Consider the following 23,264-nt stretch of genomic DNA (forward strand, 5'->3'; position numbering starts at 1 on the left):
TTTCCTGAATCCTTTCAGGATGATCGCGCCGTTCTCTCCCGGCTTGATTCCGATCCCTGAGATTTCGATTCAAGGCGGTGTCTTCCTTGAACCGGCAGCGGTCGAAGCTCAGTATTATGCGGTGGCGCTTCGGGCGATCTACAGCGTCGCGCGTCTTATTGGACGCGCAAAGGTCGCTGTCGCACTTTGAATTGCTGCATGTTTGGTAGGTCCTGTCTTACGTCCGGCACTGTGGTGACGGGCGGTGGCCGCTGTCTTGGAGGTACCGCCTGCAGCGCCGTTGGGGAAAGCGGTGCGGCGGCCCCCCCCTCAGTCTTTGGCGCAGGGCACGCCGTGGCTGGCGGTCCGTTCCGGTCGGGTGCGGTGTATGTCGTGCCGCAGGGGCTGAAAGGTCATCTCCGGGCACAAGCCTGGCCATACGCTGAGGGTCAGTGCCGAACCGTCCCTTACCGGCTGCTGGCTGGTTCCGCATCTGGCGGAGTTCCAGAGCGAGCATCCCGAGATCGACCTGTTGATCGACGCCGACCCGCGGCTTGTGGAGTTTCGCAGCGGGGACGCTGATATCGCCATGCGTCACAGCTTGAAGCTCTCCTCCTGGCCGCGCGTCGAGGCGCGACGGCTTGCGCAGGTGGAGATGATCCCGGTGATCGCGCCGGAGCTTGCCCGGTCCGGCAGGCCCTTGTTGATGCCTGTCGATCTCATGCAGCATGCGCTCCTGCACGAGGACAATCGCGAAGCATGGCAGCAATGGTTCACTGCTGCCGGGGCGGGACCGGTTCGCATCGAGCGGGGCGCGATCTTTACCGATGGCGCCATGGTGCTGCAGGCGGCGTTGCGCGGCAACGGCGTCGGGTTGGTCGATCGCGACCATGTGCGCGACGAGCTTGCGGCCGGGCGCCTGCTGCAGCCGTTCGATGTCTCGGTGCCCTATGGCGCCTTCTTTCTCGTGGCGCGGCGGTTCGACGCTTTGTCAGAGGCGGCGCAGGCGTTCGTCACTTGGGTCGAACGGAGTTATCCGGGGGCAGGGCGCGGGGGGTGACGTCTCGGATGGCGTTGCGAGATGTTCCGGGTGGGTCGCCCCTCATCCGCCTGCCGGCACCTTCTCGCCGCCTGCGGGGAGCAGGCTCGGATGTGACCGGACTGACAACGCGCAAACGTTGCGGATTGGCGAAGAGGGTTCGGCTTGCGCATCTCTCCCCGCTGGCGGGGAGAGATGTCCGGCAGGACAGTGAGGGGCAAGCGCAGCGTCATGAACTGCAAGCGGCTGACGGATGAACCCGCAAGCCGCCGTTTACCGACGCCGCGGCGCTTTCACGCCACGTCCTTCGCCCGCTGTGCCTGCCATTCCGCCCGGGTGATTGCGTAGAGCACGTGGCGAACGAGCTGCGGTTTGTCGGCGGGGATGCGCGGGTGGTTGAAGTCGCGTGCGGGGTCGCGGTGCATTCCAAGGCGCGCCATCACCGCCGTCGAGCGGGTGTTGTCGGGGACGGCGAAGGAGACGATTTCGCGAAGGCCTTTTTCGTCGAAGCCGTAGCGCAGGAGGTCGGACGCTGCCTCGGTGATATAGCCCTTGCCCCAGAAGGGGGCGGCGAGCCGCCAGCCGATCTCGACGGTGCCTTTCGGCAGGTGGGGCTCGAGGTCGGTATAGGCGAGGCCGCAGAAGCCGATCGGCCGGTCGTCTTTTTTCAGCGCGACAGCGAAGAAGCCGAGCCCCGTTTCGGCGATGCCCTGGCCGACGCGGTCGAACAGCGCGTCGGTTTCCTCCCGGTTGCGGCGATGGGGGAAGAACGCCATCACCTCGGCATCATTGTTGATCTCGAAGAAGAGATCGCGGTCGGCCTCCTTCCAGGCGCGGATGCGCAGGCGTTCGGTCTCGGAAACGATCATCTGACGAAATCGGTCTTTCGATAGCCCTGCAGATAGAGAAGGGCCGTGAGGTCGCCATGGTCGATGCGGACCTTCGCCTGTTCGGCGACCACGGGCTTGGCGTGCAGCGCAACGCCGGTGCCGGCGAGCTGCAGCATGCCGAGATCGTTGGCGCCGTCGCCGACGGCAAGCGCCTCGTCGGTCGAAATGCCGAGGCGGCCGGCAATGTCGATGAGCGCATCGACCTTGGCCTGTTTGCCGAGGATCGGTTCGGCGACCTCGCCGGTCAGCGTGCCGTCCTTCTCGATCAGCGTATTGGCGCGGTTTTCCTGGAAGCCGAGCATGTCGGCGACCGGGCCGGTAAACACGGTGAAGCCGCCGGAGATGAGGGCGGTGTAGTAGCCCTTCGCCTTCATCGTGGCGATCAGCTCAGGGCCGCCCGGCGTCAGCGTGATGCGCCTGGCGATGACATCGCCTACGACGCTCGAAGGCAGGCCCTTCAGCAGCGCGACGCGCTCGATCAGCGCCGGCTCGAAGGCGATCTCGCCGTTCATGGCGCGGGCGGTGATGGCGGCAACCTTGTCCTTGAGGCCGACTTCGGCGGCAAGTTCGTCGATGCATTCCTGGCCGATCATGGTGGAGTCCATGTCGGCGATCAGAAGCTTCTTGCGCCTGGTGTCGGCGTCCTGGACGGCGACATCGACAGGCGTTCCGTTCAGCGCGCCGCGCAGCGCCGCCTCGGCGGCAAAGGGGTCCGTGCCGTCGGTGAGCGCCAGGTCGCAGGCGACGCCGTCGGCGAGCCAGTAGAGACCGGATGCCCTAACGGCGTCAGCGGCGGCTTCCGCGAGCGCTGGCGTCAGAACAGGATTTGACGGATTGGCGATAAGCGTGGCAACGAGAGCCATGGACAACAACCTTGAAACCGATACGGACGCGATCCTGATAACCGGGCCGACCGCCAGCGGCAAGTCCGCGCTTGCGGTCGAATTGGCGCGCCGGCATGACGGCGTGGTCATCAACGCCGACAGCATGCAGGTCTATGACACTTTGCGGGTGCTGACCGCGCGCCCTGACGAGGTCGATATGGGTGGCGTCGAACACCGTCTCTACGGCCATATGCCTGCCGGTCAGGCCTATTCGACCGGGGCGTGGCTGCGCGAGGCGCAAGCGCTCGTCGCCACGCTGCGCAAGACCGGCCGGTTGCCGGTCTTCGTCGGCGGCACCGGGCTCTACTTCAAGGCGTTGACCGGCGGGCTTGCCGACATGCCCGAAATTCCGGCCGCCATTCGCGAGCGGCTGCGCGAGCGGCTGATGCAAGAGGGGCCGGATGGGCTGCATGCCGAGCTTGCCGCGCGCGACCCGCAGACGGCAGAGACGCTGAAGCCCGGCGACGGCCAGCGTATCGTGCGCGCGCTCGAAGTGGTGGAGGCGACCGGCCAGTCGATCCGCCTCTACCAGCAGAAGAGCGGCCCTGAGATCATCGATCCGCAACGGGCGCGAAAGCTTGTCGTGCTGCCGGATCGCAAGGTGCTGCACGATCGCATCAACCGCCGCTTCGGTATGATGCTCTCCGGTGGGGCGATCGACGAGGTGCGTGCGCTCTTGGCGCTGAACCTCGATCCGGCCATGCCCGTGATGAAGGCGATCGGCGTCAGCCAGATTGCCGCGCTCCTGCGCGGCGAGATCGATGAGGCCGAGGTGATCGAGACCGGCGCCGCCGCAACCCGGCAATATGCCAAGCGGCAGATGACCTGGTTTCGCAACCAGCTCGACGACAGCTGGCAGCGCATCGAGAATGCTGCCGAGGCTATTTGAGTTCCGGCGGGCGATCGCACCACCGGATAACGATTGTAAAATTCAGACTTGCAGGACAAAGCCGCCATTCTCGGCGGCTTTGTCGTTTGGTGCGGAAGTGTCGTCGTCAAGACGCGCCGCGGTCGACGGCGCGGCTATGCGGGCGACCACCTTCGGGATAGGTGATCAGTTGCCTGTTGGCATCGGGATACTAAAACCGTCCTTTGACAACTCATCGCGTAGCCACTGGAATTGTTGGTATTTCGAGATCTCGATCGGACCGGAGTAGCTCGCGCTCTGCAGCTTGCGCGGCGGATACTTTACATAGGTTTCCATCAGCTGTTTGATCGCGTCGCCGATGGTGACCATCGTCCAGGTGCGCTCCGTGTAGTTGTTCATGAAGATGTCGTAGCGCTCCTGCGGGTCCTGCCAGAGATCGAAGACCTGCGGGACCGTTGCGACATATTTGGATGCGCCCTTCCAGCCAAGGTTCGAATCGACCGCCAGTCCTCCCGTCGACTGACCGTCGTCGCCGCGCAAATTGAACACCGCCTTGTAATCGCCGACGCGGGCAGCGCCGGGCGAAAGTTCGTTCTCGGTGAAGTAGAACCAGGACGTGCGTTCCGACTTGCCCGTACCGAGCAGGATCGGCGACATGTCATAGCTGTCGAAGATGGTCGGCTGGCCCTCGCGGTCCTTATCCGGCAGGGCGACGCCGGCGACGGAGGCGAAAGTCGCCATCAGATCAAGCCCGCCGACGATATCGTGGTTCTTGCTGTTTGGCTTGACCTTGCCCGGCCAGACAGCGATGGCGGGAACGCGATTGCCGCCTTCGCGAACGGTACCTTTGGTGCCGCGGAATGGCGTGTAACCGGCGTCGGGGTACACGTCCTGCCAGGCGCCGTTATCGGTGGTGTAGAACACGAGGGTATTTCTGTCCAAGCCGGTTTCATGGAGTTTGTCCATGATGCGGCCAATGCGGGTGTCCAGTTCCACGATGCTGTCGGCATACTTCGATTTCGACATCGACTTATGCTCGAACTCCGGTGCAGGCAGGTTCGGCTGGTGCACCTTCATGAAGTTGACGCTGATAAAGAATGGCTTGTCGGATTTGGATGCGTCGTCGAGGAAGCCAACGGCGGCCTTCTCGACGTAGCTATCGAAGAACGGAATACCGACAACACCCGGTGCACCGTTGATCGTCGGCGTATCGACGTACTGGCCGTTGATCTTGAACTCTTCCACGGCTTTTTCACCCGCTTTGCCTGACAGAGCGCCTTTGGTCACTTTCTGGAACATCGCCCGCAGCTTCGGATCCATGTCGGGGAACCGCAAAATCCGCTCGATGGCAGCCGACCTACCTCGTTACCGTTACAGAGTTGACATTTCTCCACATTAGATCACCCTAAATTGTAATCTGGACTGCAGGGGTAATCTGGTCGTCGGCATTATCTGGAAATGTCTTTCAGGCGGCCATCATGGGGATGGCGGCTTTCGTTTCTCGGGCAGGGTCCGATGGGTACTAAGCGCACAAGACGGATCTTCTTCATCGAGTTCTATCGCCAGCTTGGCGTTGTCTGGCCAATCCTGTCCGGCATGCTTGGCATCATGCTCGGGTGCGGCCTGTTGATCGGGCGAATAGAGGAATGGCGGATGATGGACACGCTGTATTTCACCTTCGTGACCGGTCTTACCATCGGCTACGGCGATCTGGTGCCGAGCCACTTGTCTTCGCGCGTGCTGGCCTTGCTTATCGGTCTTACGGGGATTGTGCTCACCGGCCTCGTGGCAGCCGTCAGTGTCCAGGCGCTGAGGACTACGGCCGATGATAGCAACGGGCGAGATTCGCCAGACTGAGCCTTGTTTGCTGTCGCCGGCCGCATTCCGGTCGAGAAGCCTCGATGCATTTGGGGGTCTCATGAGCCAGCTTTGGCACGAAATTCGGCACACTCCGCTCCTCTGGCTCCTGGTCCTGGGGCCGTTGGTGCTGGTGGCGCATAGTGCCGCACCCGATGCGCACACGCTGCTTTTCCTGCTTTCGGTCTTGGCGATCATTCCGTTGGCAACTTTGTTGAGCCATGCCACCGAAGCCGTCGCCGCCAGGACGGGCGACACGGTCGGCAGCCTTCTCAACGCAACACTCGGCAATCTGACCGAGCTTATCATTGCGCTGGCCGCCTTGCGGCTTGGTCAGTACACGCTGGTGAAGGCCTCATTGGCCGGCGCCATCGTCTGCAACACGCTTTTCATGCTGGGCGCTTCATTCCTGCTCGGCGGCCTGAAATACCACGTTCAGGACTACAATCGCGTCGGCGCCCGCCTGCAGACGAGCATGCTTTTCCTGGCAACGATCGCCCTTATCGTTCCGTCGGCAATGGCCGAGGCCGATAGTCTCGCAGCGGCACCGGACTTCATGCAGGAGTTGAGCTTCGGTCTGGCGATCGTTCTGATCATCGCATACGGGTTGGGCTTGTTCTTCTCCCTGAAAAGCCATCGCGAATTCTTCGGCAGCGTCGAGCATGCTGCCACCTCGGACGATGCTCCCTGGCCGTTGAGTGTTGCGCTTGCGACGTTGGCCGCCGTGACGGTCATGGTCGCCCTAGTCAGCGAAGTCTTCGTGGAATCGGTGCAGCAGGCGGCCGAGACGTTCGGAATGACGCCGGCATTCGTCGGGTTTATCGTCGTGGCACTGGTGGGGGCGGCGGCCGAAATGGCGTCGGCATTTTCCGGCGCTCGCAAAAACCGGCTGGACCTGAGCGTCGGCATTGCGCTCGGTAGTGCTGCCCAGATTGCCCTTTTCGTTGCTCCCGTTCTCGTGCTTTTGAGCTACGTCATCGGGCCGACGCCGATGGACCTGCAGTTCTGGCCGGGTGCGGTCACCATGGTGCTGCTCTCCACCATGACGGCCTTCATCGTCACGACCAGCGGCCGGGCCGCGTGGTTCGTAGGCGTGCTGATGCTCATGGTCTATGTGATCTTCGCCATGACGCTGTATCTGCTGCCGCCCAAGCTCTTGTGAGCTCGCACGCAGGCAAAGGACCCAGCTGTTCAGGGCAGGTTGATCTGCCAGGAAACGCCGAAGCGATCGTTGACCCAGGTGAAACGCCGGCTGAAGCCGTAATCCTCCGGTGGCATCAGTATCTTGCCGTCCTCAGCAAGAGCGGTGGAAAGACGAGTGAGTTCTTCCTCGCTGTCGCAATCGATGAAAAAGGAGAAGGACGGGGTGAAATCGAAGGCGTGGCTGACCGGGCTGTCGATGCATTTCACCGTCTGGCCGCCAAGGCGGAAGGCTGCCACCTTGACGCTGCCTTCGGCACCCTGTTCGCCAGGGCCATAGCGCTCGATCGACAGGATCTCGGCATCGGGAAACAGCGAGACGTAGAGCGCCATCGCGGTCTCGGCCCTGTTGCTGCCTTGGAACATCAGGAAAGGGGTGACGGCTGCTACCATGTCTGCCTCCTGCGTCGAATGTTTTGGCCGCACGCCGCGGCGCTGTTTTGATGTCGGCTTGGCCCCGTACTGGAGAACGGCCAGGTCGGCCCTGCGGTTCCCGCTCCTTTGACGCGCCCGTGCCTTTGCTGGCGCGAACGCGGGCGCACTTTTGCCGCACGCGGCGGGGGCGCACAAGTCTGTCCGATCTGCTGATGTCCGGTGGGGAGGGTGAAAACGCCTTGAGGGGCCGGCGCGAGCCGAAGCCTGCCGAGGCGCACCTGCGCGTCTCAGGGTTTGCGGATGATGCTGCCGAGCGGCCGCTTGAGCAGGCTGTCGCGCAGCGAGCCTTCGCGTCGCGGTTCGGTGGCGGGGCGGACAGCATAGGCATCAGTCGGTGGCGGCGGGCGATAGCCGGCCGCCGGCTCCGGTGTCTCGGTCAGAAGCTGCTGGCGGATCTGGTTGAAACGCTCGAGCTGCGGATTGCCGGGCTCGGGCGCGCGGGGCAGCATGTCGGGGCGATAGGGCTCGATCTCCGCTACGTCATCGTCGTCGAAGCCGGCAGGCGCCGGTTCGTCGCGGGTCTCGGGGCCCAGTTCTGCGGCCCAGAGCCGCTCGTCCTGCTCGTCGGTGGTGGCGGCCGCCAGATAGCTCTGCTGGAAATTCGAGATGTTCGGGCCGGTGATCGCCCGCATGCGGTTGACGATCGAGCGGATGTCGACGGTCGGCGGCGCGTCCTCGTCGACCCGGTCGATAATCCCGTGGGCGCGGGGCAGCCGCTCCTCGTTGACGCGGGTAAAGCGCATTCGCATGGGCACGGCGACCGCCTCGCCGAAGGCGATGGCTTCGCCGTTGCCAATCGATGAGATGAAACTGGTGGTCGAGATCGACGAGTTGGGAATGGCCGAGCGGATGATCTCCTGGTCGCGGTCGTTGGCGAGCCGCATGGCAAAGACCGTCGAGCACTGCGACAGGATCGTCGGGTCGAGTTCGCCCGGACGCTGGGTGATGATGCCGAGCGAGACCCCGTATTTTCGGCCTTCCTTGGCGATGCGGGCGATCGCCTGGCGCGTCGGCAGGAAGCCGAGCGACGGGTCGGCGGGCACATAGCGGTGTGCCTCTTCGCACACGACCAGCATGTGGATGCCGCCACTGCTCCAAAGGCCGATTTCGAACGCCATGCGGCAAAGCACCGAGGCGACGGAATTGACGACTTCCGACGGGATGCCTGCGAGTTGGAAGGTGGCGATCGGCCGGCCCTCGCCGGGAATGCGGAAGACCTTGGCGATCGTGTCCTGGATCGTGTCGGAGATCGTGTTCGACGAGAACATGAAGTGGTAGCGCGGGTCGTTGATCGCCGAGACGATCCTGACCTTGAGCGAACGCAGATGCGGCTTGTCGTTTCGCCCTTCGAGCCGGCCAATGCGCTCGTCGATCAGCGCCAAGAGGTCGGCGATGCGATAGGGCACGGGGGTATCGGCGGTAATCGAGCTCTTTTCCGTCTGGCGGCGCACGAGGCCGGACTCGGCGCTGCCCTTGAAGGCTTTCTTGGCGTCGGGAATGACGTCGCGCAGGATGTCGAGTTCTTCGGGGATGGCGGGACGGCCACGGAAAATGACCTCGGCGAACTCCTCCAGCCGGAAGAACCAGAACGGCAGGTCAAGCGTATCGGGGTCGATGACGACAGCAAGTTCCGGGAAGGCGGCGGCAAATTCGTTGTGCGGGTCGAGGATCAGCACGCGCAGTTTCGGATCGGCGGCAATCGCCTTGTTGAGCAGCAGCGTCACGGCGGTCGACTTGCCGACACCCGTGGTGCCGACGATGGCGAAATGCTTGGCCAGCATCGACGGCACATGGATCGTCGCGTCGAGGCTTTCGTCCTGGGTCAGCTTGCCGATGATGCAGCAATCGTCCTGGCCGGAATCGTAGATGCGGGCGAGATCGGCGGTGCGAATGCGATGGGCGACCGCACCAAGGTAGGGATACACGCTGATGCCGGCGGAAAACTCCTCACGGCCTCCGGGGCCGACATGGACTTCTCCCATCAGCTCGACCTCGATGCGGAAGGTGTTGTCGGTGTCTTCGCCCCATTCGCTGCTGGCCGTCTGCATGGAATAGACGAGGGCAACCACACGGTTTCTTCCGACCGTGATCGAGATCAGCCGGCCGACCGACCAGAGTTCCGTCAGCGAGGTTTCGCCCTTTTCCGCGACGGCAGCAATGGTTGCGCGCGAACCGCTGCACGCGACGACGCGGCCGAGGAAGCGATTGCCGGGCTTCAAGCCGTCGCGGCGATCCTGCTCTCCGGCACGCATCGAGGAATGAAGATCATTGTTCAGCAACGCACAACCCCGGCACAACGGTCCTTCATGTTAGCGCGGGGGATTTAACAAGTGGTTTCGGCATTGGCTGCGACGATCAGGCGCGAACGCTGCCAGCGACGCATGGCTGGTGCATTGCTCGCATCAATTTATGCGCGTACTCTAATATAATGAATTCAAAGTCTGCCTGAGCCACGGGAGATTTTCCTCATGAAAATTTGTCACAGCATGCTTGCGGGCGCAGGTTTTCTCGCCATGAGTTGCATCCCCGGGTTGGCGCAGGAGGTCAAAGGTCTCCCGGGTTCTCCGGACGCCACGATCACGATTGACGGCAAGCAGCTTCCCCAAGCCGATCCGCGCTTCGGCGGCGTGATCAATCAAAAGGCCTCGGAGTCGCAGCCCTGGTGGGCCCCGCGCATCGCGCCGCTGCAGGGCGCTCCCAACGTGCTGCTTATCATGACGGACGATGTGGGCTTCGGTGCGCCCGGCACCTTTGGTGGCGTCGTCCCGACGCCTGCTCTCGATCGCATCGCCAACGAGGGCCTGCGTTTCACGAACTTCCACTCCACATCGCTGTGCTAGCCTTCACGAGCGGCATTGATTACCGGCCGCAACCATCACGTCGCCGGCTTCGGTGTCGTTGGTGAGATGGCAACGGGATATCCTGGCTATAACTCGATCATCCGCAAGGAGAACGGCACCATCGGCACCATTCTCAGGGACCATGGCTATGCCACCTCGTGGTTCGGCAAGAACCACAACACGCCCTTCTATCAGTCAAGCCAGGCGGGCCCGTTCGACCAATGGCCGAGCGGAATGGGCTTCGAATATTTCTACGGCTTCGTCGGGGGCGACGCGAGCCAGTGGCAACCGAACCTGTTCCGCAACACCACGGCCATCTACCCGTTCGAGGGCAAGCCCGATTGGAACCTGACCACGGCAATGGCCGACGATGCCATACAGTACATGACGCAGTTGAAGGAGATCGCGCCAGACAAGCCGTTCCTCGTCTACTACGTGCCCGGCGGCACCCACGCGCCGCACCATCCCACGCCGGAATGGATTAAGAAGATCGGCGATATGCATCTCTTCGACGAGGGCTGGAACAAGCTTCGCGAGACCATCTTTGCCAACCAGAAACGGCTGGGCATCATGCCCGAAAATGCCAAGCTGACGCCTTGGCCGAAGGAACTGCCGGAATGGGATACCCTCAATCTTGAGCAGAAGAAGCTCTTCATCAAGCAAGCGGACGTTTATGGAGCCTATCTCGCCTATACCGACAATGAGATCGGCAGGGTCATCCAGGCGGTCGACGATCTGGGCGAACGCGACAACACGCTGATCATCTACATCAGCGGCGACAACGGTGCGAGCGCCGAAGGCATGGTCAACGGCACGCCGAACGAGTTCACGACGTTCAACGGCGTTCCGGTCCCGGTGAAAGACCAGTATCTCTGGTACGAATTCTGGGGGTCGGACCGCACGTTCCCGCATTTCTCCGCTGGTTGGGCGTGGGCGATGGGCACGCCGTTCAAATGGATGAAGCAGGTGCCGTCGCACTTCGGCGGAACGGCTCAGGGCATGGCGATGTCGTGGCCGGGCCACATTGTTGACGCGGGAGGTATCCGCCGGCAGTTCCACCATTTCATCGACATCGTGCCGACGATCCTTGAGGCGACCGGTATCACAGCGCCGGACACGATCAACGGCATCCAGCAGCGCCCCTTCGATGGCGTGAGCATGATGTATACCTGGGACAAAGCCAACGCCGAGGCGCCATCCACGCGCAAGACCCAATATTTCGAGATGCTCGGCAATCGCGCCATCTATCACGACGGCTGGGTGGCGGCGACGACGCCAGCGACCCTGCCGTGGGAGCTGAGCGCCAAGACGCCTCCCGATGTGATCTCCGGATACAAATGGGAGCTCTACAACGTCAAGGACGACCCCACCCAGTTCGACGACCTTGCCGCCAAGATGCCAGACAAGCTTAAGGAAATGCAGGCGCTGTTTTATTCGGAGGCAGCAAAACACGACGTCTTGCCGCTGGATAACTCCACGCTCGCCCGCTGGAACGCGCCTCGTCCGAGCCTGACGGCGGGACGGGCGGAATTCACCTATTCGGGCGAACTAAGCGGTGTGCCAGCCAGTGCTGCGCCGAAAATACTGGACAAGTCCTACAGCATCACGGCCGAAGTCGAGATACCCGAAGGCGGAGCGGAAGGCATGATCGTCACCGAGGGTGGGAGGTTCGGCGGTTACGGGCTGTTCCTGAGCAAGGGAGAACTGGGATTCGGGAGCGGTAAGGTCGTCTTCCTCTATAACCTGCTCGACCTCAAACGAACCACATGGGAAGGGCCCACACTGGATGCCGGCAAGCACACCATTGTCTTTGACTTCAAGTCGGACGGCCCAGCGCTGGGTCAAGGTGGCACGGGTATCTTGACCGTGGATGGCAAGGAAGTGGTAAGGAATTCGCTGGATCACACCACGCCGATCACGTTTCCGGAAGACGAATCTTTCGATGTTGGCCTGGATACGCGCTCCGGCGTCGCGATGATCGAGTATCGCTACGATCCACCTTTCAGGTTCACCGGCAAAATCGACAAGTTGACTTTCAAGTTGAGCGAGCAGCCAACAGCGAAGCCTTAGGCTGTTCAGGCAGCCTTGAAGCGCATGGTTGAATGAAAGGTATATGCTGGTGAGTTCGATGAAAACGGTCCTGATGTTCGCCGCCGTCAGCGAGGCGGCCACGGGGATGGCGTTACTCATCGCCCCGTCGTTTGTGGCGGAACTGTTGTTCGGCGAGCCCCTGGCCGGCGCGGGAGCGTCGGCTGCTCGCGTGGCCGGGATCGCCCTGATCGCATTGGGGCTCGCCTGCTGGCGGCATTCGCCTCTGGTCGGCATGTTGACCTACAATGTGGCCGTGACGCTTTATCTTGCCTATCTCGCTGTCGCCGGTGAGCTGACCGGCGTCCTGCTGTGGCCGGTCGTCGCGCTTCATGCCGTCTTTTCCATCCTTTTGTCGCGCGCTTGGCTCGTCGCTCCGGAGCGTTGAACGAAGATCCCAGTTCAGGACGCGGAATCTCGGGGACGACAACCTTGATTGAAGGCCACGGCGGCTGACCTGTTCGCAATAACGGGGAAGTTCGGGAAACCATACGTCCTGTCGCAAACGTAATTCAACCAAACGGTTGACTATTTGCCAGTGCGCGCGTACATTCAACCAAATGGTTGAATTATAGGTGCCTGAGATGATGTTCGTCTTTCACCCCGACCACCTGCCGAATGCCCAAGAACGCTTCTGGACCGACCGTCTCGACAGGCTCGAGAGGGCGTTGTGCCAGCGCGTGTCTCCATCAACGGAAAACCACGGCCCGACCGGCCGTGGCCAGACCAAAGCCGACCCGATCGAACCTCGCCCGGCCTTTCCGGGCCCGACAAACCCAAGCCCGACAAACCCAAAAAGGAGACGACAGATGAACGACCTTTCGACCCTGGACACCTATGGCGTGCTGAGTGAACCGGACACGTTGAAGATGACGCGGCTACTACCCGGGCCGATCGAGCGAGTCTGGGCCTATCTGACCGAAAGCGACCTGCGCCAGCAGTGGTTGGCGTCAGGCCAGATGGAGATGAAGGTAGGCGCGCCGGTCGAACTCGTCTGGCGCAACGACGAACTCACCAACCCGCCCGGCGAGCGCCCGGCCGGTTTTCCCGAAGAGCATCGGATGCAGAGCCAGATCACCGACCTCGACCCGCCGAGAAAGCTCTCGATAAGCTGGGCCGGTAGTGGTGACGTTTCCTTCGAGCTGGAGACGGTGGGCAACAGGTTGCTGTTGACCGTGACCCACCGCAGCATTGCCGACCGCGCCACCATGCTGATGTTCGGTGCCGGCTGGCACATGCATCTCGACATTCTGGCTGCTCGTGCCAACGGCACGGAGCCGCAACCTTTCTGGGACGGCTGGAACCGCCTGATGAAAGACTACGACCAACGGCTGCCTGCCTGAAGGGGAGCGCCGGTCACAACAGGCGTGTGGCGATGCAGGGCTTCTCGCTCCGAGAGCCCGATGCCGCACGCCGGCTGTGCTCCAGAAATCTGTTCGCGCAAAAAAAGTGCGACGACGAGTCGGATGTCCGAGCCCGGAAGCGTCCTTGTGCCGAGGGGACGGTGTGTGTGCCTTGCGTGGAGTTTCCGTCCGGGCCGGCGCAAGCCGGGCCGCTTGAAGAACAGCAGTCGAGATGAGGTACGAGGAGATACCACATGCACAATTCCCGATATCGCTGGGTGATCGTCGCGGCGGGCGGCCTGTTGGGCTGCATCGCCATCGGCGCCATGTTTTCGCTGCCGGTGTTTCTTCGGCCGATCTCGCAGGATACCGGCTGGTCCGTCACCGGCGTCTCCAGCGCGATGACCATCGGCTTTCTATCCATGGCGGCGGCAAGCATCGCCTGGGGCAGCCTCTCGGACCGGCTGGGCGCCCGGATGATCGTGCTGATCGGGTCGGTTATTCTTGCCGGGAGCCTGCTTTTGGCAAGCCGGGCGACATCGCTCATCGAGTTTCAGATCGTCTTCGGCCTTCTCGTCGGCGCGGCGACCGCGGCGATCTTTGCGCCGATGATGGCCTGCGTCACCGGCTGGTTCGATACCCATCGCAGCCTGGCGGTATCCCTGGTTTCTGCCGGCATGGGCATGGCGCCGATGACCATGTCGCCGCTGGCGGCATGGCTCGTCTCCATCTACGATTGGAGAACGGCGCTGCAGATCATCGCGGTCATCGTTGCCGCCGTGATGATACCGACGACGCTCTTGGTGCGCCGCCCGCCGGTTCAGGAAGACGAAAACACCGCTTCGGCAATGGATAGCGGGCCGCAATCGTCAATGTCGGTCAGCCAGGCCGTCCGGTCCCCGCAATTCATCGTGCTTCTGCTGACGAACTTTTTCTGCTGCGCCACCCATTCGGGCCCGATCTTCCATACGGTGAGCTACGCGGTCACCTGCGGCATCCCGATGATAGCTGCCGTTTCGATCTACAGCGTCGAAGGGCTCGCGGGCATGGGCGGCCGCGTCGCCTTCGGCCTGCTCGGGGACCGGTTCGGAGCCAAGCGCATTCTGGTTCTGGGACTGCTGATCCAGGCGTTCGGCGCGCTTGCCTATGTCTTCGTCAGCGAACTGGGGGCGTTCTATGCGGTGGCGGTGCTGTTCGGCTTCATCTATGCCGGTGTCATGCCGCTTTATGCGGTGCTGGCGCGCGAGAATTTTCCGCAGCGGATGATGGGCACGGTGATTGGCGGCACGGCCATGGCAGGTAGCCTTGGCATGGCGACCGGACCCTTGGCCGGTGGCCTGATCTATGACGCCTTCGCCAGCTACGCCTGGCTCTATATCGGTGCCTGGGGCATCGGTCTCGGCGCCTTCCTGATCGCCTTGACCTTCAGGCCATTCCCCAAAGGCGTGCCGGTGCCCGTACCGGCACAGTGATCATCGGGCGATAGCCCACGTGGACGGCCGCGAGGGCTTGGATCAGGTCCGCCTCGCTCGGTCAGCGCCCGGGTACCAGGCGAAGTTCGAGGACCGGCCCGTGTACGGAGGCGGGCAAGCGACGGGCTGGGCCGCGTCAATGACGCGACACGCAGCGGGTCGGCAAACCCAACGGTGACCGGGAACTGGAACGGTTGCTCGGCGATCTCGTGGCTAAGCTGGTCAACGCATGACGTCGGCGGAGCTTTCGGCCGCGATCAAGGGAGCTTTGGTCCGTGAACGGGCAGGGCCGGCTCTGTCGCAACCGCTCTATTGGTGGGAGTTCATGTCGAAGACGACCCAGCGGAAGAACAGGTAGATGGCGCCAGCGCTGATGACCAGCGGCGAGAGTACGGAAAGGTCAAGCATATCATTGCCTTGTTTTTTAGCACTGCATCATGCAGCCGGGCCATCTTTCCCCAGGCCACTTAAGTTTAAGTGGATCGATATGGTAAACGGAAGGGATTGGTGGCGATGGCGCGACGTTGCCTCATGGGCGCTTGCGGCGGCGGCGGCCCGGTTTCGTGCAATCCGATATCTCCCGGAAAAAGCGTTGACGCTTCCGGCTTTTGCGTTTAACAAATCGTCCCATGATAAATTTTGCGGTTATTCTTGTGGTGGGACGGCGCATGGGCAGGATGGTGTAACCATCCGGCAGTAGCCACCCATGCGCTAAACGAGGCTCCTGACGGGGCCTTTTTTTATGCCTTCAAACAAGCTAAGCACCCAACTGGGAAAAGGGATGGAAGCAAGTCAATGAGCGGTACAGAGAACCAGATGACAGGCGCGGAGATCGTTCTCCAGGCACTGAAGGACAATGGCGTCGAGCATATCTTCGGCTATCCCGGTGGCGCCGTGCTTCCGATCTACGACGAAATTCACCAGCAGGAAGATATCCAGCACATCCTCGTTCGCCACGAGCAGGGCGCCGGCCACATGGCCGAAGGCTATGCCCGCTCCACCGGCAAGGTCGGCGTCATGCTGGTTACCTCCGGTCCCGGAGCCACCAACGCCGTCACCCCGCTGCAGGACGCGCTGATGGATTCCATCCCGCTCGTCTGCATCTCCGGCCAGGTCCCGACCTCTCTGATCGGCTCGGACGCCTTCCAGGAGTGCGACACGATCGGCATCACCCGGCCGTGCACCAAGCACAACTGGCTGGTTCGCGACGTCAACGATCTCGCCCGCGTTATCCATGAGGCGTTCCGCATCGCCCAGTCCGGCCGTCCGGGTCCTGTCGTTGTCGACATCCCGAAGGACGTGCAGTTTGCGACCGGCACCTATACGCCGCCGTCGGCCGTTCCGGCCCAGACGAGCTACCAGCCGAAGACGCAGGGCGATCTGAAGAAGATCGAGGAAGCCGTCGAACTGATGAAGACGGCCCGCCGTCCGATCATCTATTCCGGTGGCGGTGTCGTCAATTCCGGCCCTCAAGCCTCGCAGCTGCTGCGCGAACTGGTCGAGCTCACCAATTTCCCGATCACCTCGACGCTGATGGGGCTGGGTGCCTATCCTGCTTCCGGCAAGAACTGGCTCGGCATGCTGGGCATGCACGGCACCTACGAAGCCAACATGGCGATGCATGACTGCGACGTCATGATCTGCGTCGGCGCGCGCTTCGACGACCGCATCACCGGCCGCCTCAACGCGTTCTCGCCCAACTCCAAGAAAATCCACATCGACATCGATCCGTCGTCGATCAACAAGAACGTTCGCGTCGACGTGCCGATCCTCGGCGATGTCGGCTCGGTTCTCGAAGACATGGTCCGGCTTTGGCGTGCGGCCACAAAGGCGGACGACAAGACACGGCTGGCCGACTGGTGGGAAGGCATCGTCAAGTGGCGGGCGCGCAACTCGCTGGCCTATGCCGCCAACGACGACGTCATCATGCCGCAATACGCGATCCAGCGGCTCTATGAGTTGAGCAAGGGTCGCGACACCTACATCACCACCGAAGTCGGCCAGCATCAGATGTGGGCCGCCCAGTTCTTCGGCTTCGAACAGCCGAACCGCTGGATGACCTCGGGTGGTCTCGGCACGATGGGTTACGGTTTCCCGGCTGCCATCGGCGTCCAGGTCGCGCATCCCGACAGCCTCGTCATCGACATTGCCGGCGATGCCTCGATCCAGATGTGCATCCAGGAAATGTCCTGCGCGGTCCAGTACGGCCTGCCGGTCAAGATCTTCATCCTCAACAACCAGTACATGGGCATGGTGCGCCAGTGGCAGCAGCTGCTTCACGGCAACCGTCTGTCGCATTCCTACACCGAGGCGATGCCTGACTTCGTCAAGCTGGCGGAAGCCTATGGCGGTGTCGGCATCCGCTGCGACAAGCCGGGCGAACTCGACGATGCGATCCGTCGCATGATCGACACGCCGGCGCCGGTCATCTTCGATTGCCGCGTTGCCAACCTCGCCAACTGCTTCCCGATGATCCCATCGGGCAAGGCGCACAACGAGATGCTGTTGCCGGACGAAGCCACGGACGAAGCGGTCGCCAACGCGATCGACGCCAAGGGCCGCCAGCTGGTTTGAGATAGGGACAGGAAACAATAAAATGAGCGCACACCTTCAACCGACCGGTTCCGCCTATTTCATCGCCAAGGAAACCGAAGTCGCCGAAACGCACACGCTTTCGGTTCTCGTCGACAACGAGCCGGGCGTTCTCGCCCGGGTCATCGGCCTGTTCTCCGGCCGAGGCTACAACATCGAGAGCCTGACCGTTTCGGAAACGGAACATCAGGCGCATCTCTCGCGCATCACCATCGTCACCCGCGGCACGCCGCACGTGCTCGACCAGATCAAGAACCAGCTCGAGCGGCTGGTTCCGGTCCACCGGGTCGTCGATCTCACCGTGCGTGCCGGCACGCTTGGCCATGACCGCCCGGTCGAGCGCGAGCTGGCGCTCGTCAAGGTGCATGGCTCGGGCGACCATCGCGTCGAGGCCCTGCGGTTGGCAGATGCCTTCCGTGCTTCCGTCATCGACGCCAATATCGATCACTTCGTGTTCGAGATCACCGGCAAGTCGTCGAAGATCGAACAGTTCATCGCCATCATGAAGCCGCTCGGTCTCATCGAAGTCTGCCGCACCGGCATCGCCGCGATGAACCGCGGCCCGCAGGGGATGTGATTGTAGGTTAGCGGGTAGGGGGGTGACCCTTGTCTGGCCTATCTGAGCCAGGCGGGGGGTGTTTGCCCCACACCTCAGCCCTCTCCCCGCAGGCGGGGAGAGGGGGTGCAACTTCGAGTTTGCGCAACTGGAGCGTTTCCGGTTTAGACAGAGTCGCAGAAACGCTCTATCTCCCTGTTTTGACACATTTCCTGACGGAAAACCGCTTCGCACTTTTCCTGGAAATGCTCTAGGTGGCGACTGCCACCCGTCCCCCCGATTCTTCCCTGACAAGCTCGCACCTCGATCGGCCTTGCTGCCAAAGTCAAAAAAGATCAAATTGATTCTTGTATCTGTTCATCGGGGGAATGGCAGATAGGCGGCGCTGGGGAGCTGACATCCTTTTACCTGGCAGAGAATGCAAATTACCCGTTCCGTTACCGGGGAAACATTAGTGGTGAATGAACCGCGATAATTCTCAGGAGCTCACAAAATGGCAAGCAGCAAGCGGCCCTATGATGAGACACTTTTGCGGAAGGCCTTCGATGTGGCGCGGCGTTCGCGCGAGGGCGGGGATCACCCGTTTGGTTCAATTCTCGCCGACCGTGACGGCAATGTCTTACTGGAACAGTGCAACGGCTACAGTTCGGAAGGTGGCGACCGCACGGCCCACGCGGAGCGGCTTTTAGCCACGCGCGCCGGCAAAGCCTATGATTTGGATTTTCTTGCCGGATGCACGATGTACACGTCCGCGGAGCCATGCGCCATGTGCTCAGGCGCGATCTATTGGGCAGGCATAGGGCGCGTCGTGTTTGGCCTGTCCGAGAGAGAGATGAAACAACAGATAGGCGCGAGCGAGGAAAATCCGACGCTTGATCTCCCCTGCCACATCGTGTTCGCCGCCGGTCAGCGCCCAACGGAAGTCGTCGGCCCCATGCTTGTGGACGAGGCGGCGAAACTCCACGAAGAATACTGGTCTCGTCGTTAAAGCGTTTCCGATTTAAACGGAGTCGCAGAAACGCCCTATCTCTTTGTTTTTACGCATTTCCTGACGGAATGCCGCTTCGCACTTTTCCTGGAAATGCTCTGGATCGCGACGATCCTATGAGTCCAATGGATTGGAGTCTGGTGGCAGTTTCTGCCTAATTGCGCAAGTTTGCCGCATCTATCCTTCTCCCCGCAGGCGGGGAGAAGGTGGCCGGCGGGCCGGATGAGGGGCGGGCGGAACGCTGTGCAAGTCGCCAGGAAACTTCGACAGGCCAGGCAGTTGGCTAATCCCGTAAACAGCCTACACGCGATAGGGGCACGCCATTCTCCCGCATTCCGGCCCACTGCATGTATCCTAAGGATACATGCAGCAATTCAAAGTGCTACAGCGACCTTTGCGCGCCTAATAAGACGCGCGGCGCTGTAGTGCCGGAATCCAGCGACTCGACGTCCGTCGGGTCAAAAGACCTTTCAGCCCAAAGACTTGGGCTGGCTGGATTCCTGTGACAAGCACAGGAATGACGGGGGGTTTGGCCGGTCCCCAGCGTCTCCACGACCCGTCATCATGAGAGCTGAACCTGCCAATTTCTGCCGGAAAGATCCGAGTGGGGCCTTAAACGGTCGGCCCTCAAATCATCTCCAACGACCTTTTGCGCTTCGGTGGCGGGAAGGCGTTGTCGAGGGTCGCGAGGTTTTCCGGGGTCAGGTGGATGTCCATCGCGTCGCGGTTTTCGCGGGCGCGTTCCGCCGAGCCAGTCTTGGGGATCGAGATCACGCCGGGGCGGGTTTTCAGGAAGGCGAGTGCGATCTGCGCCGGCGTTGCCTGGTGCGCCTTGGCGATGTGGACGAGATCCGCGTTGCGCAAGAGCCGGCCCTCGTCGAGCGGCGAATAGGCCATGACGGCGACACCGCGCTTCTGGCACCAGGGCAGGAGATCATATTCGATGCCGCGCCTTGAGAGATTGTAGAGAACCTGGTTGGCGGCGACGTTCTTGCCGCCGGGAACCGCCAACAACTCCTCCATGTCGTCGACATCGAAGTTGGAAACGCCCCAGGCGCCGATCTTGCCGGCCTTCTTCAGGGCTTCGAACGCCGCCACCGTCTCGGCGAGCGGATAGCCGCCGCGCCAGTGCAGCAGGTAGAGATCGATATGGTCGATGCCGAGATGCTTCAGGCTGCGCTCGCAGGCGGCCTCGGTGCCGATCCGGCTGGCATTGGAGGGCAGCACCTTGCTGACGATGAAGGCTTCGTCGCGCCGGCCTTTGACCGCCTCGCCGACGACGCGCTCCGAGGCGCCGTTGCCGTACATTTCGGCGGTGTCGATCAGCGTCATGCCGAGGTCGAGGCCGGCCTGCAGGCTCTTCACTTCCTCTGCGGCGCGCGAGCGCTCGTCGCCCATGCGCCAGGTGCCCTGGCCGAGAACCGGAACGGAGCGTCCATCGATGAGCGTGGTGGTCGGGATCGGATCGTGCATTCGGCTTTCCCCTTGGTCGGACGTGGACGGGATTAAGCGTTGGGCGGGTCCCAGCGTTTCGTATGTCGCAATCTAGCGCAATCGGCGGGTCTTTCGAGGTGCCTTTTCTCGGCGCGCAGGCGCGTTGCTGGTCGCGATATCTCGGGCGCGGAACTCGACCCAACTCCCGTTCCGTCCTATCAGGCCGGTGGTCGCCCGATGTTGTCACCGTGACAATTCCGGGCTGGTTGCCAGGATTAGGTCAATTATGTTGACCTAATCCTGGTGGAGGAAGATAATGCAGGCCGATACGCTCCTGGCGTTGTTTCTGTTCGCGCTCACGACGTCGATTACGCCGGGCCCGAACAATATGATGCTCTTTGCCTCGGGCGTGAACTTCGGCTTCGTGCGCACCATCCCGCATATGCTGGGGATCGGTGCCGGTTTCTTCTCGCTGCTGATCGCCGTCGGTCTCGGCCTGGGCGCGCTTCTCCACGCCGTACCGTTGCTCTACACCACCCTGAAGTTTGCCGGCGGTGCCTATCTCGTCTGGATCGCCTGGAAGATCGGCACCTCGCGCTCGCTCGGCGAAGGCAAGGCCGGCGCCGTGCCGATGACCTTCCTGCAGGCGGCGGCCTTCCAATGGGTCAATCCCAAGGCCTGGGTCATGGCAGTCTCGGCAATGGCGACCTATACCGGCGGCGAAAGCTACATCGCCAGCGTGCTTGCCGTCGGCCTGGTCTTTGCCCTCGTCAACGTACCGAGCGTCTCCACCTGGGCCGGTTTCGGCTCGGCCCTGCGCCAATGGCTGTCGGAGCCCGCACGGCTCAAATGGTTCAACATCACCATGGCGGTGCTGCTCGTCGTCAGCCTGTGGCCGATGCTAAAATAGCTGGAACTGCGGCTTTGCCAGCATCAGCCAGAAAATGCCGACAACGGCAAAGAAGGCCGGGAAGCCGCAGGCAAACCAGATGGCATAGAGCCGATCGAAGGCCGGCGGCAGCGGCGTGTTCTCCGCCGCAGCAAGCTGCGCCAGATTGCGCAGCCGGATCTGGATCCAGACCACGGGAAGCCAGAACAGGCCGGTGACGACATAGAGGATCAGCGACAGCGCGATCCACCCTTCCGCAAGCGACCAGCCGATGCTTGTCGCCAGCAGATATCCGGTGATCGGCTGAAACACCACGGCTGTGGCGGTGAAGACCGTATCTGCGACCACGACTGTGCCGGCGACATGGGCGATCAGCCGCGCATCGCGCGTGCGGCTCGCCATCAGCATGAAGAAGGCGATGCCGGCGCCGGTACCGAAGAGCACGGTGGCGCCGATGACATGGGCGAGGCGCAGGAGGTCGTCCGGAAACATCAGCGTTCATCCCGAATGGCGAGGGTGGCAAGCGTCAACAGGATCGACGGCAGAACCTTGACGAGCGGCCCGAGCGGATCGGTCCAGAGTTCGGGCTCCGCCAGGGTTGCGGAGGCGAGATAGGCGGCGGTCAGCGCCAGCATTCCCAAGAGCGCCTGTTTCGCCCACGGGCGGACGAGCACCGCGGCTCCGAGCACGATATCGGCAAGGCAGGTCAACAGCGTCAACGCCGTTGCCGGGCCTTCGGCCAGGAACCGCAGGAAATGCTGTCTCGCCGCATCGATGGCAAAGAGCGGGACCAGCCCCGAAAGCAACCAGAAGGCCGACAGCCCGACGATCAACAGTGGTTTCAAAAGATAAAGCCGGGCAAACCAGAGATCCTGCACGCCGGATGGCACAGCCGAAAGGCTTTGGCGGGCCGACAGAAACGGCACCGGGGCGTGAGCGTCATCCTCGGCTGAGACGCCGCCGGCCATCACCGAAAGCGCAGTCGAGCGCAGTGGCGAGCGCCAGCCGAGCCGTCCGGCGATATCGGCAAGGAGCCCGACGGGTGCGGCGAGCGGGGCCGGCAGCGAAACGATCCTAGCTGGCGATAGGCCAAGCCATTGGCGGTGCAGCGCGACGAGCTCGGCAAGGGGTGGCCGCTCTGGGTGGCCGAGCACGAGGTCGCTTCGTTCGGGCAGGAGACCTGCGACGGCGGCGCTGACCGCCTCGGTGACATCGCTAAGGGCAACTGTTTCGACGCGGCTTTGCGCGTGGACGAGCGGGATCGCGAAGGGCAGGGCGGCAAGCGCCCTGAGCAGGGCCGAGCCGCCATGGGCATTGCGGCCGAGCACCAGCGCCGGCCGCAGAATGACATGCGACACGCCGCTTTCCGCAAGCGCCGTGTCGGCGCGGAACTTGGTGGCGAGAAAGGCGAGGTCAGTGCCGGCATCGCCGCGCGGCGCCGAGATCTGCACGATGCGCATCGGCGGTTTGTTTTTGGCAGCGGTATAGAGCGCCAGCATCGCCGCTTCCTGGGTTGCAGCGACATGATCGGCCAGGCCATCCTGCAGCGCGCCGGCGCAGTTGACGACCACGTCATGCGTCTCGACCAGCGGCAGCCAGTCGCCGGCCTTGCGCATCTCAGCAAGGTCGGCGGCAATCCATGACGCTCCCGGCCGTTTCAGCCGGGCGCGGGCGACATTGCGACCAAGGCCGGTCACCCCATGTCCGTCGCTTGTCAGTCGATCGAGGAGGGCCGAGCCGATGAAGCCGGTGGCGCCGAGAATCAGAATTTTCATGACGTCAGTTTACAGAGCTGCCAGCGAAAATTGGCGGGTAAAAATGATCGAGCAGCGAAGGTGGATTGGACGACTTCGCGCCTCGGATGGAGCCGGCATCATGCAACAGCAGAGGCTGCTGCGGGCACCAGGGCA

18 protein-coding genes and 2 pseudogenes are annotated in these 23,264 nt (G+C 62.4%); 12 read left to right on the forward strand and 8 right to left on the reverse strand.

Translation table 11 applies throughout. From position 1 onward, the window contains the following. The first annotated feature begins 421 nt into the window (after nt 1–421). Nucleotides 422–1,039 (forward strand): LysR substrate-binding domain-containing protein, encoded by a 618-nt coding sequence (locus ASD02_RS13670; RefSeq protein WP_277996357.1) that lies wholly within the window; start codon nt 422–424, stop codon nt 1,037–1,039. A 272-nt stretch (nt 1,040–1,311) separates the two neighbouring features. Here the strand turns inward: ASD02_RS13670 and ASD02_RS13675 are convergent, their stop codons facing one another. Together ASD02_RS13675 and serB are read right to left on the reverse strand one after the other, a co-directional pair. Then, nucleotides 1,312–1,887, reverse strand: coding sequence for a GNAT family N-acetyltransferase (locus ASD02_RS13675; RefSeq protein WP_025427666.1), 576 nt, complete (start codon nt 1,885–1,887; stop codon nt 1,312–1,314). Then, nucleotides 1,884–2,771 carry a phosphoserine phosphatase SerB gene (serB, locus tag ASD02_RS13680; protein ID WP_025427665.1) on the reverse strand — a complete coding sequence of 296 codons (888 nt, stop codon included), beginning with the start codon at nt 2,769–2,771 and terminating at the stop codon, nt 1,884–1,886. The genes ASD02_RS13675 and serB overlap by 4 nt, the downstream gene beginning before the upstream one ends. Here serB and miaA point away from each other — a divergent pair. Next, the gene (gene miaA, locus ASD02_RS13685; RefSeq protein ID WP_057220782.1) at nt 2,770–3,681 is read left to right on the forward strand and encodes a tRNA (adenosine(37)-N6)-dimethylallyltransferase MiaA; all 912 of its coding nucleotides are present in this window, start codon (nt 2,770–2,772) and stop codon (nt 3,679–3,681) included. The genes serB and miaA overlap by 2 nt on opposite strands. Before the next feature lie 165 nt (nt 3,682–3,846). Here the strand turns inward: miaA and ASD02_RS13690 are convergent. Continuing rightward, nucleotides 3,847–4,989: pseudogene (locus ASD02_RS13690) on the reverse strand (sulfatase-like hydrolase/transferase); the annotation flags it as partial. A 186-nt stretch (nt 4,990–5,175) separates the two neighbouring features. On the opposite strand from ASD02_RS13690, the gene ASD02_RS13695 reads away from it, so the two are divergent. Both ASD02_RS13695 and cax read left to right on the forward strand, forming a co-directional pair. Next, nucleotides 5,176–5,517: a potassium channel family protein gene (locus ASD02_RS13695; RefSeq protein ID WP_025427662.1), complete on the forward strand. Its 342-nt coding sequence runs from the start codon at nt 5,176–5,178 to the stop codon at nt 5,515–5,517. Between the two features lie 61 nt (nt 5,518–5,578). After that, on the forward strand, nt 5,579–6,679 hold the full coding sequence (gene cax, locus ASD02_RS13700) for a calcium/proton exchanger (RefSeq protein ID WP_057211147.1): 1,101 nt from the start codon (nt 5,579–5,581) through the stop codon (nt 6,677–6,679). Nucleotides 6,680–6,708: 29 nt separating this feature from the next. Here the strand turns inward: cax and ASD02_RS13705 are convergent, their stop codons facing one another. Together ASD02_RS13705 and ASD02_RS13710 are read right to left on the reverse strand one after the other, a co-directional pair. Then, nucleotides 6,709–7,110: a VOC family protein gene (locus ASD02_RS13705; protein ID WP_025427660.1), complete on the reverse strand. Its 402-nt coding sequence runs from the start codon at nt 7,108–7,110 to the stop codon at nt 6,709–6,711. Between the two features lie 269 nt (nt 7,111–7,379). Further along, complete coding sequence (locus ASD02_RS13710) at nt 7,380–9,404, reverse strand: ATP-binding protein (protein ID WP_162174744.1); 2,025 nt, start codon at nt 9,402–9,404, stop codon at nt 7,380–7,382. Between the two features lie 216 nt (nt 9,405–9,620). Here ASD02_RS13710 and ASD02_RS13715 point away from each other — a divergent pair. The 7 genes and pseudogenes from ASD02_RS13715 to ASD02_RS13745 all read left to right on the forward strand — a co-directional run bounded on the left by ASD02_RS13715 (nt 9,621) and on the right by ASD02_RS13745 (nt 19,031). Further along, a pseudogene (locus ASD02_RS13715) lies at nt 9,621–12,062 on the forward strand (arylsulfatase). 43 nt (nt 12,063–12,105) lie between these two features. Then, on the forward strand, nt 12,106–12,468 hold the full coding sequence (locus ASD02_RS13720) for a hypothetical protein (protein WP_244494216.1): 363 nt from the start codon (nt 12,106–12,108) through the stop codon (nt 12,466–12,468). 421 nt (nt 12,469–12,889) lie between these two features. Next, entirely contained in the window at nt 12,890–13,423 is a 534-nt protein-coding gene (locus ASD02_RS13725; protein WP_057220783.1) for an SRPBCC family protein, read from the forward strand. Nucleotides 13,424–13,677: 254 nt separating this feature from the next. After that, on the forward strand, nt 13,678–14,895 hold the full coding sequence (locus tag ASD02_RS13730) for an MFS transporter (protein ID WP_025427655.1): 1,218 nt from the start codon (nt 13,678–13,680) through the stop codon (nt 14,893–14,895). 795 nt (nt 14,896–15,690) lie between these two features. Next, nucleotides 15,691–17,469: an acetolactate synthase 3 large subunit gene (locus ASD02_RS13735; protein WP_025427654.1), complete on the forward strand. Its 1,779-nt coding sequence runs from the start codon at nt 15,691–15,693 to the stop codon at nt 17,467–17,469. A 22-nt stretch (nt 17,470–17,491) separates the two neighbouring features. Then, complete coding sequence (gene ilvN / locus ASD02_RS13740; RefSeq protein ID WP_025427653.1) at nt 17,492–18,064, forward strand: acetolactate synthase small subunit; 573 nt, start codon at nt 17,492–17,494, stop codon at nt 18,062–18,064. A 472-nt stretch (nt 18,065–18,536) separates the two neighbouring features. Continuing rightward, nucleotides 18,537–19,031 (forward strand): nucleoside deaminase, encoded by a 495-nt coding sequence (locus ASD02_RS13745; RefSeq protein WP_025427652.1) that lies wholly within the window; start codon nt 18,537–18,539, stop codon nt 19,029–19,031. 627 nt (nt 19,032–19,658) lie between these two features. On the opposite strand, the gene ASD02_RS13750 is transcribed toward ASD02_RS13745, so the two are convergent. Beyond that, nucleotides 19,659–20,504 carry an aldo/keto reductase gene (locus ASD02_RS13750; RefSeq protein WP_025427651.1) on the reverse strand — a complete coding sequence of 282 codons (846 nt, stop codon included), beginning with the start codon at nt 20,502–20,504 and terminating at the stop codon, nt 19,659–19,661. Between the two features lie 277 nt (nt 20,505–20,781). Here ASD02_RS13750 and ASD02_RS13755 point away from each other — a divergent pair, with 277 nt between their 5' ends. Continuing rightward, nucleotides 20,782–21,375, forward strand: a complete 594-nt coding sequence (locus ASD02_RS13755; RefSeq protein ID WP_025427650.1) for a LysE family translocator — start codon at nt 20,782–20,784, stop codon at nt 21,373–21,375. On the opposite strand, the gene ASD02_RS13760 is transcribed toward ASD02_RS13755, so the two are convergent. Further along, entirely contained in the window at nt 21,367–21,846 is a 480-nt protein-coding gene (locus ASD02_RS13760; protein WP_025427649.1) for a DUF2269 domain-containing protein, read from the reverse strand. The two genes, ASD02_RS13755 and ASD02_RS13760, sit on opposite strands and share 9 nt — an antisense overlap. Then, a complete protein-coding gene (locus ASD02_RS13765) occupies nt 21,846–23,129 on the reverse strand; it encodes an SDR family oxidoreductase (RefSeq protein WP_025427648.1) in 1,284 nt (427 codons plus the stop codon). The genes ASD02_RS13760 and ASD02_RS13765 overlap by 1 nt, the downstream gene beginning before the upstream one ends. Between the last annotated feature and the right edge of the window lie 135 nt (nt 23,130–23,264).

Source organism: Ensifer sp. Root1252 (assembly GCF_001425885.1).
Classification (GTDB): Bacteria; Pseudomonadota; Alphaproteobacteria; order Rhizobiales; family Rhizobiaceae; genus Ensifer; species Ensifer canadensis.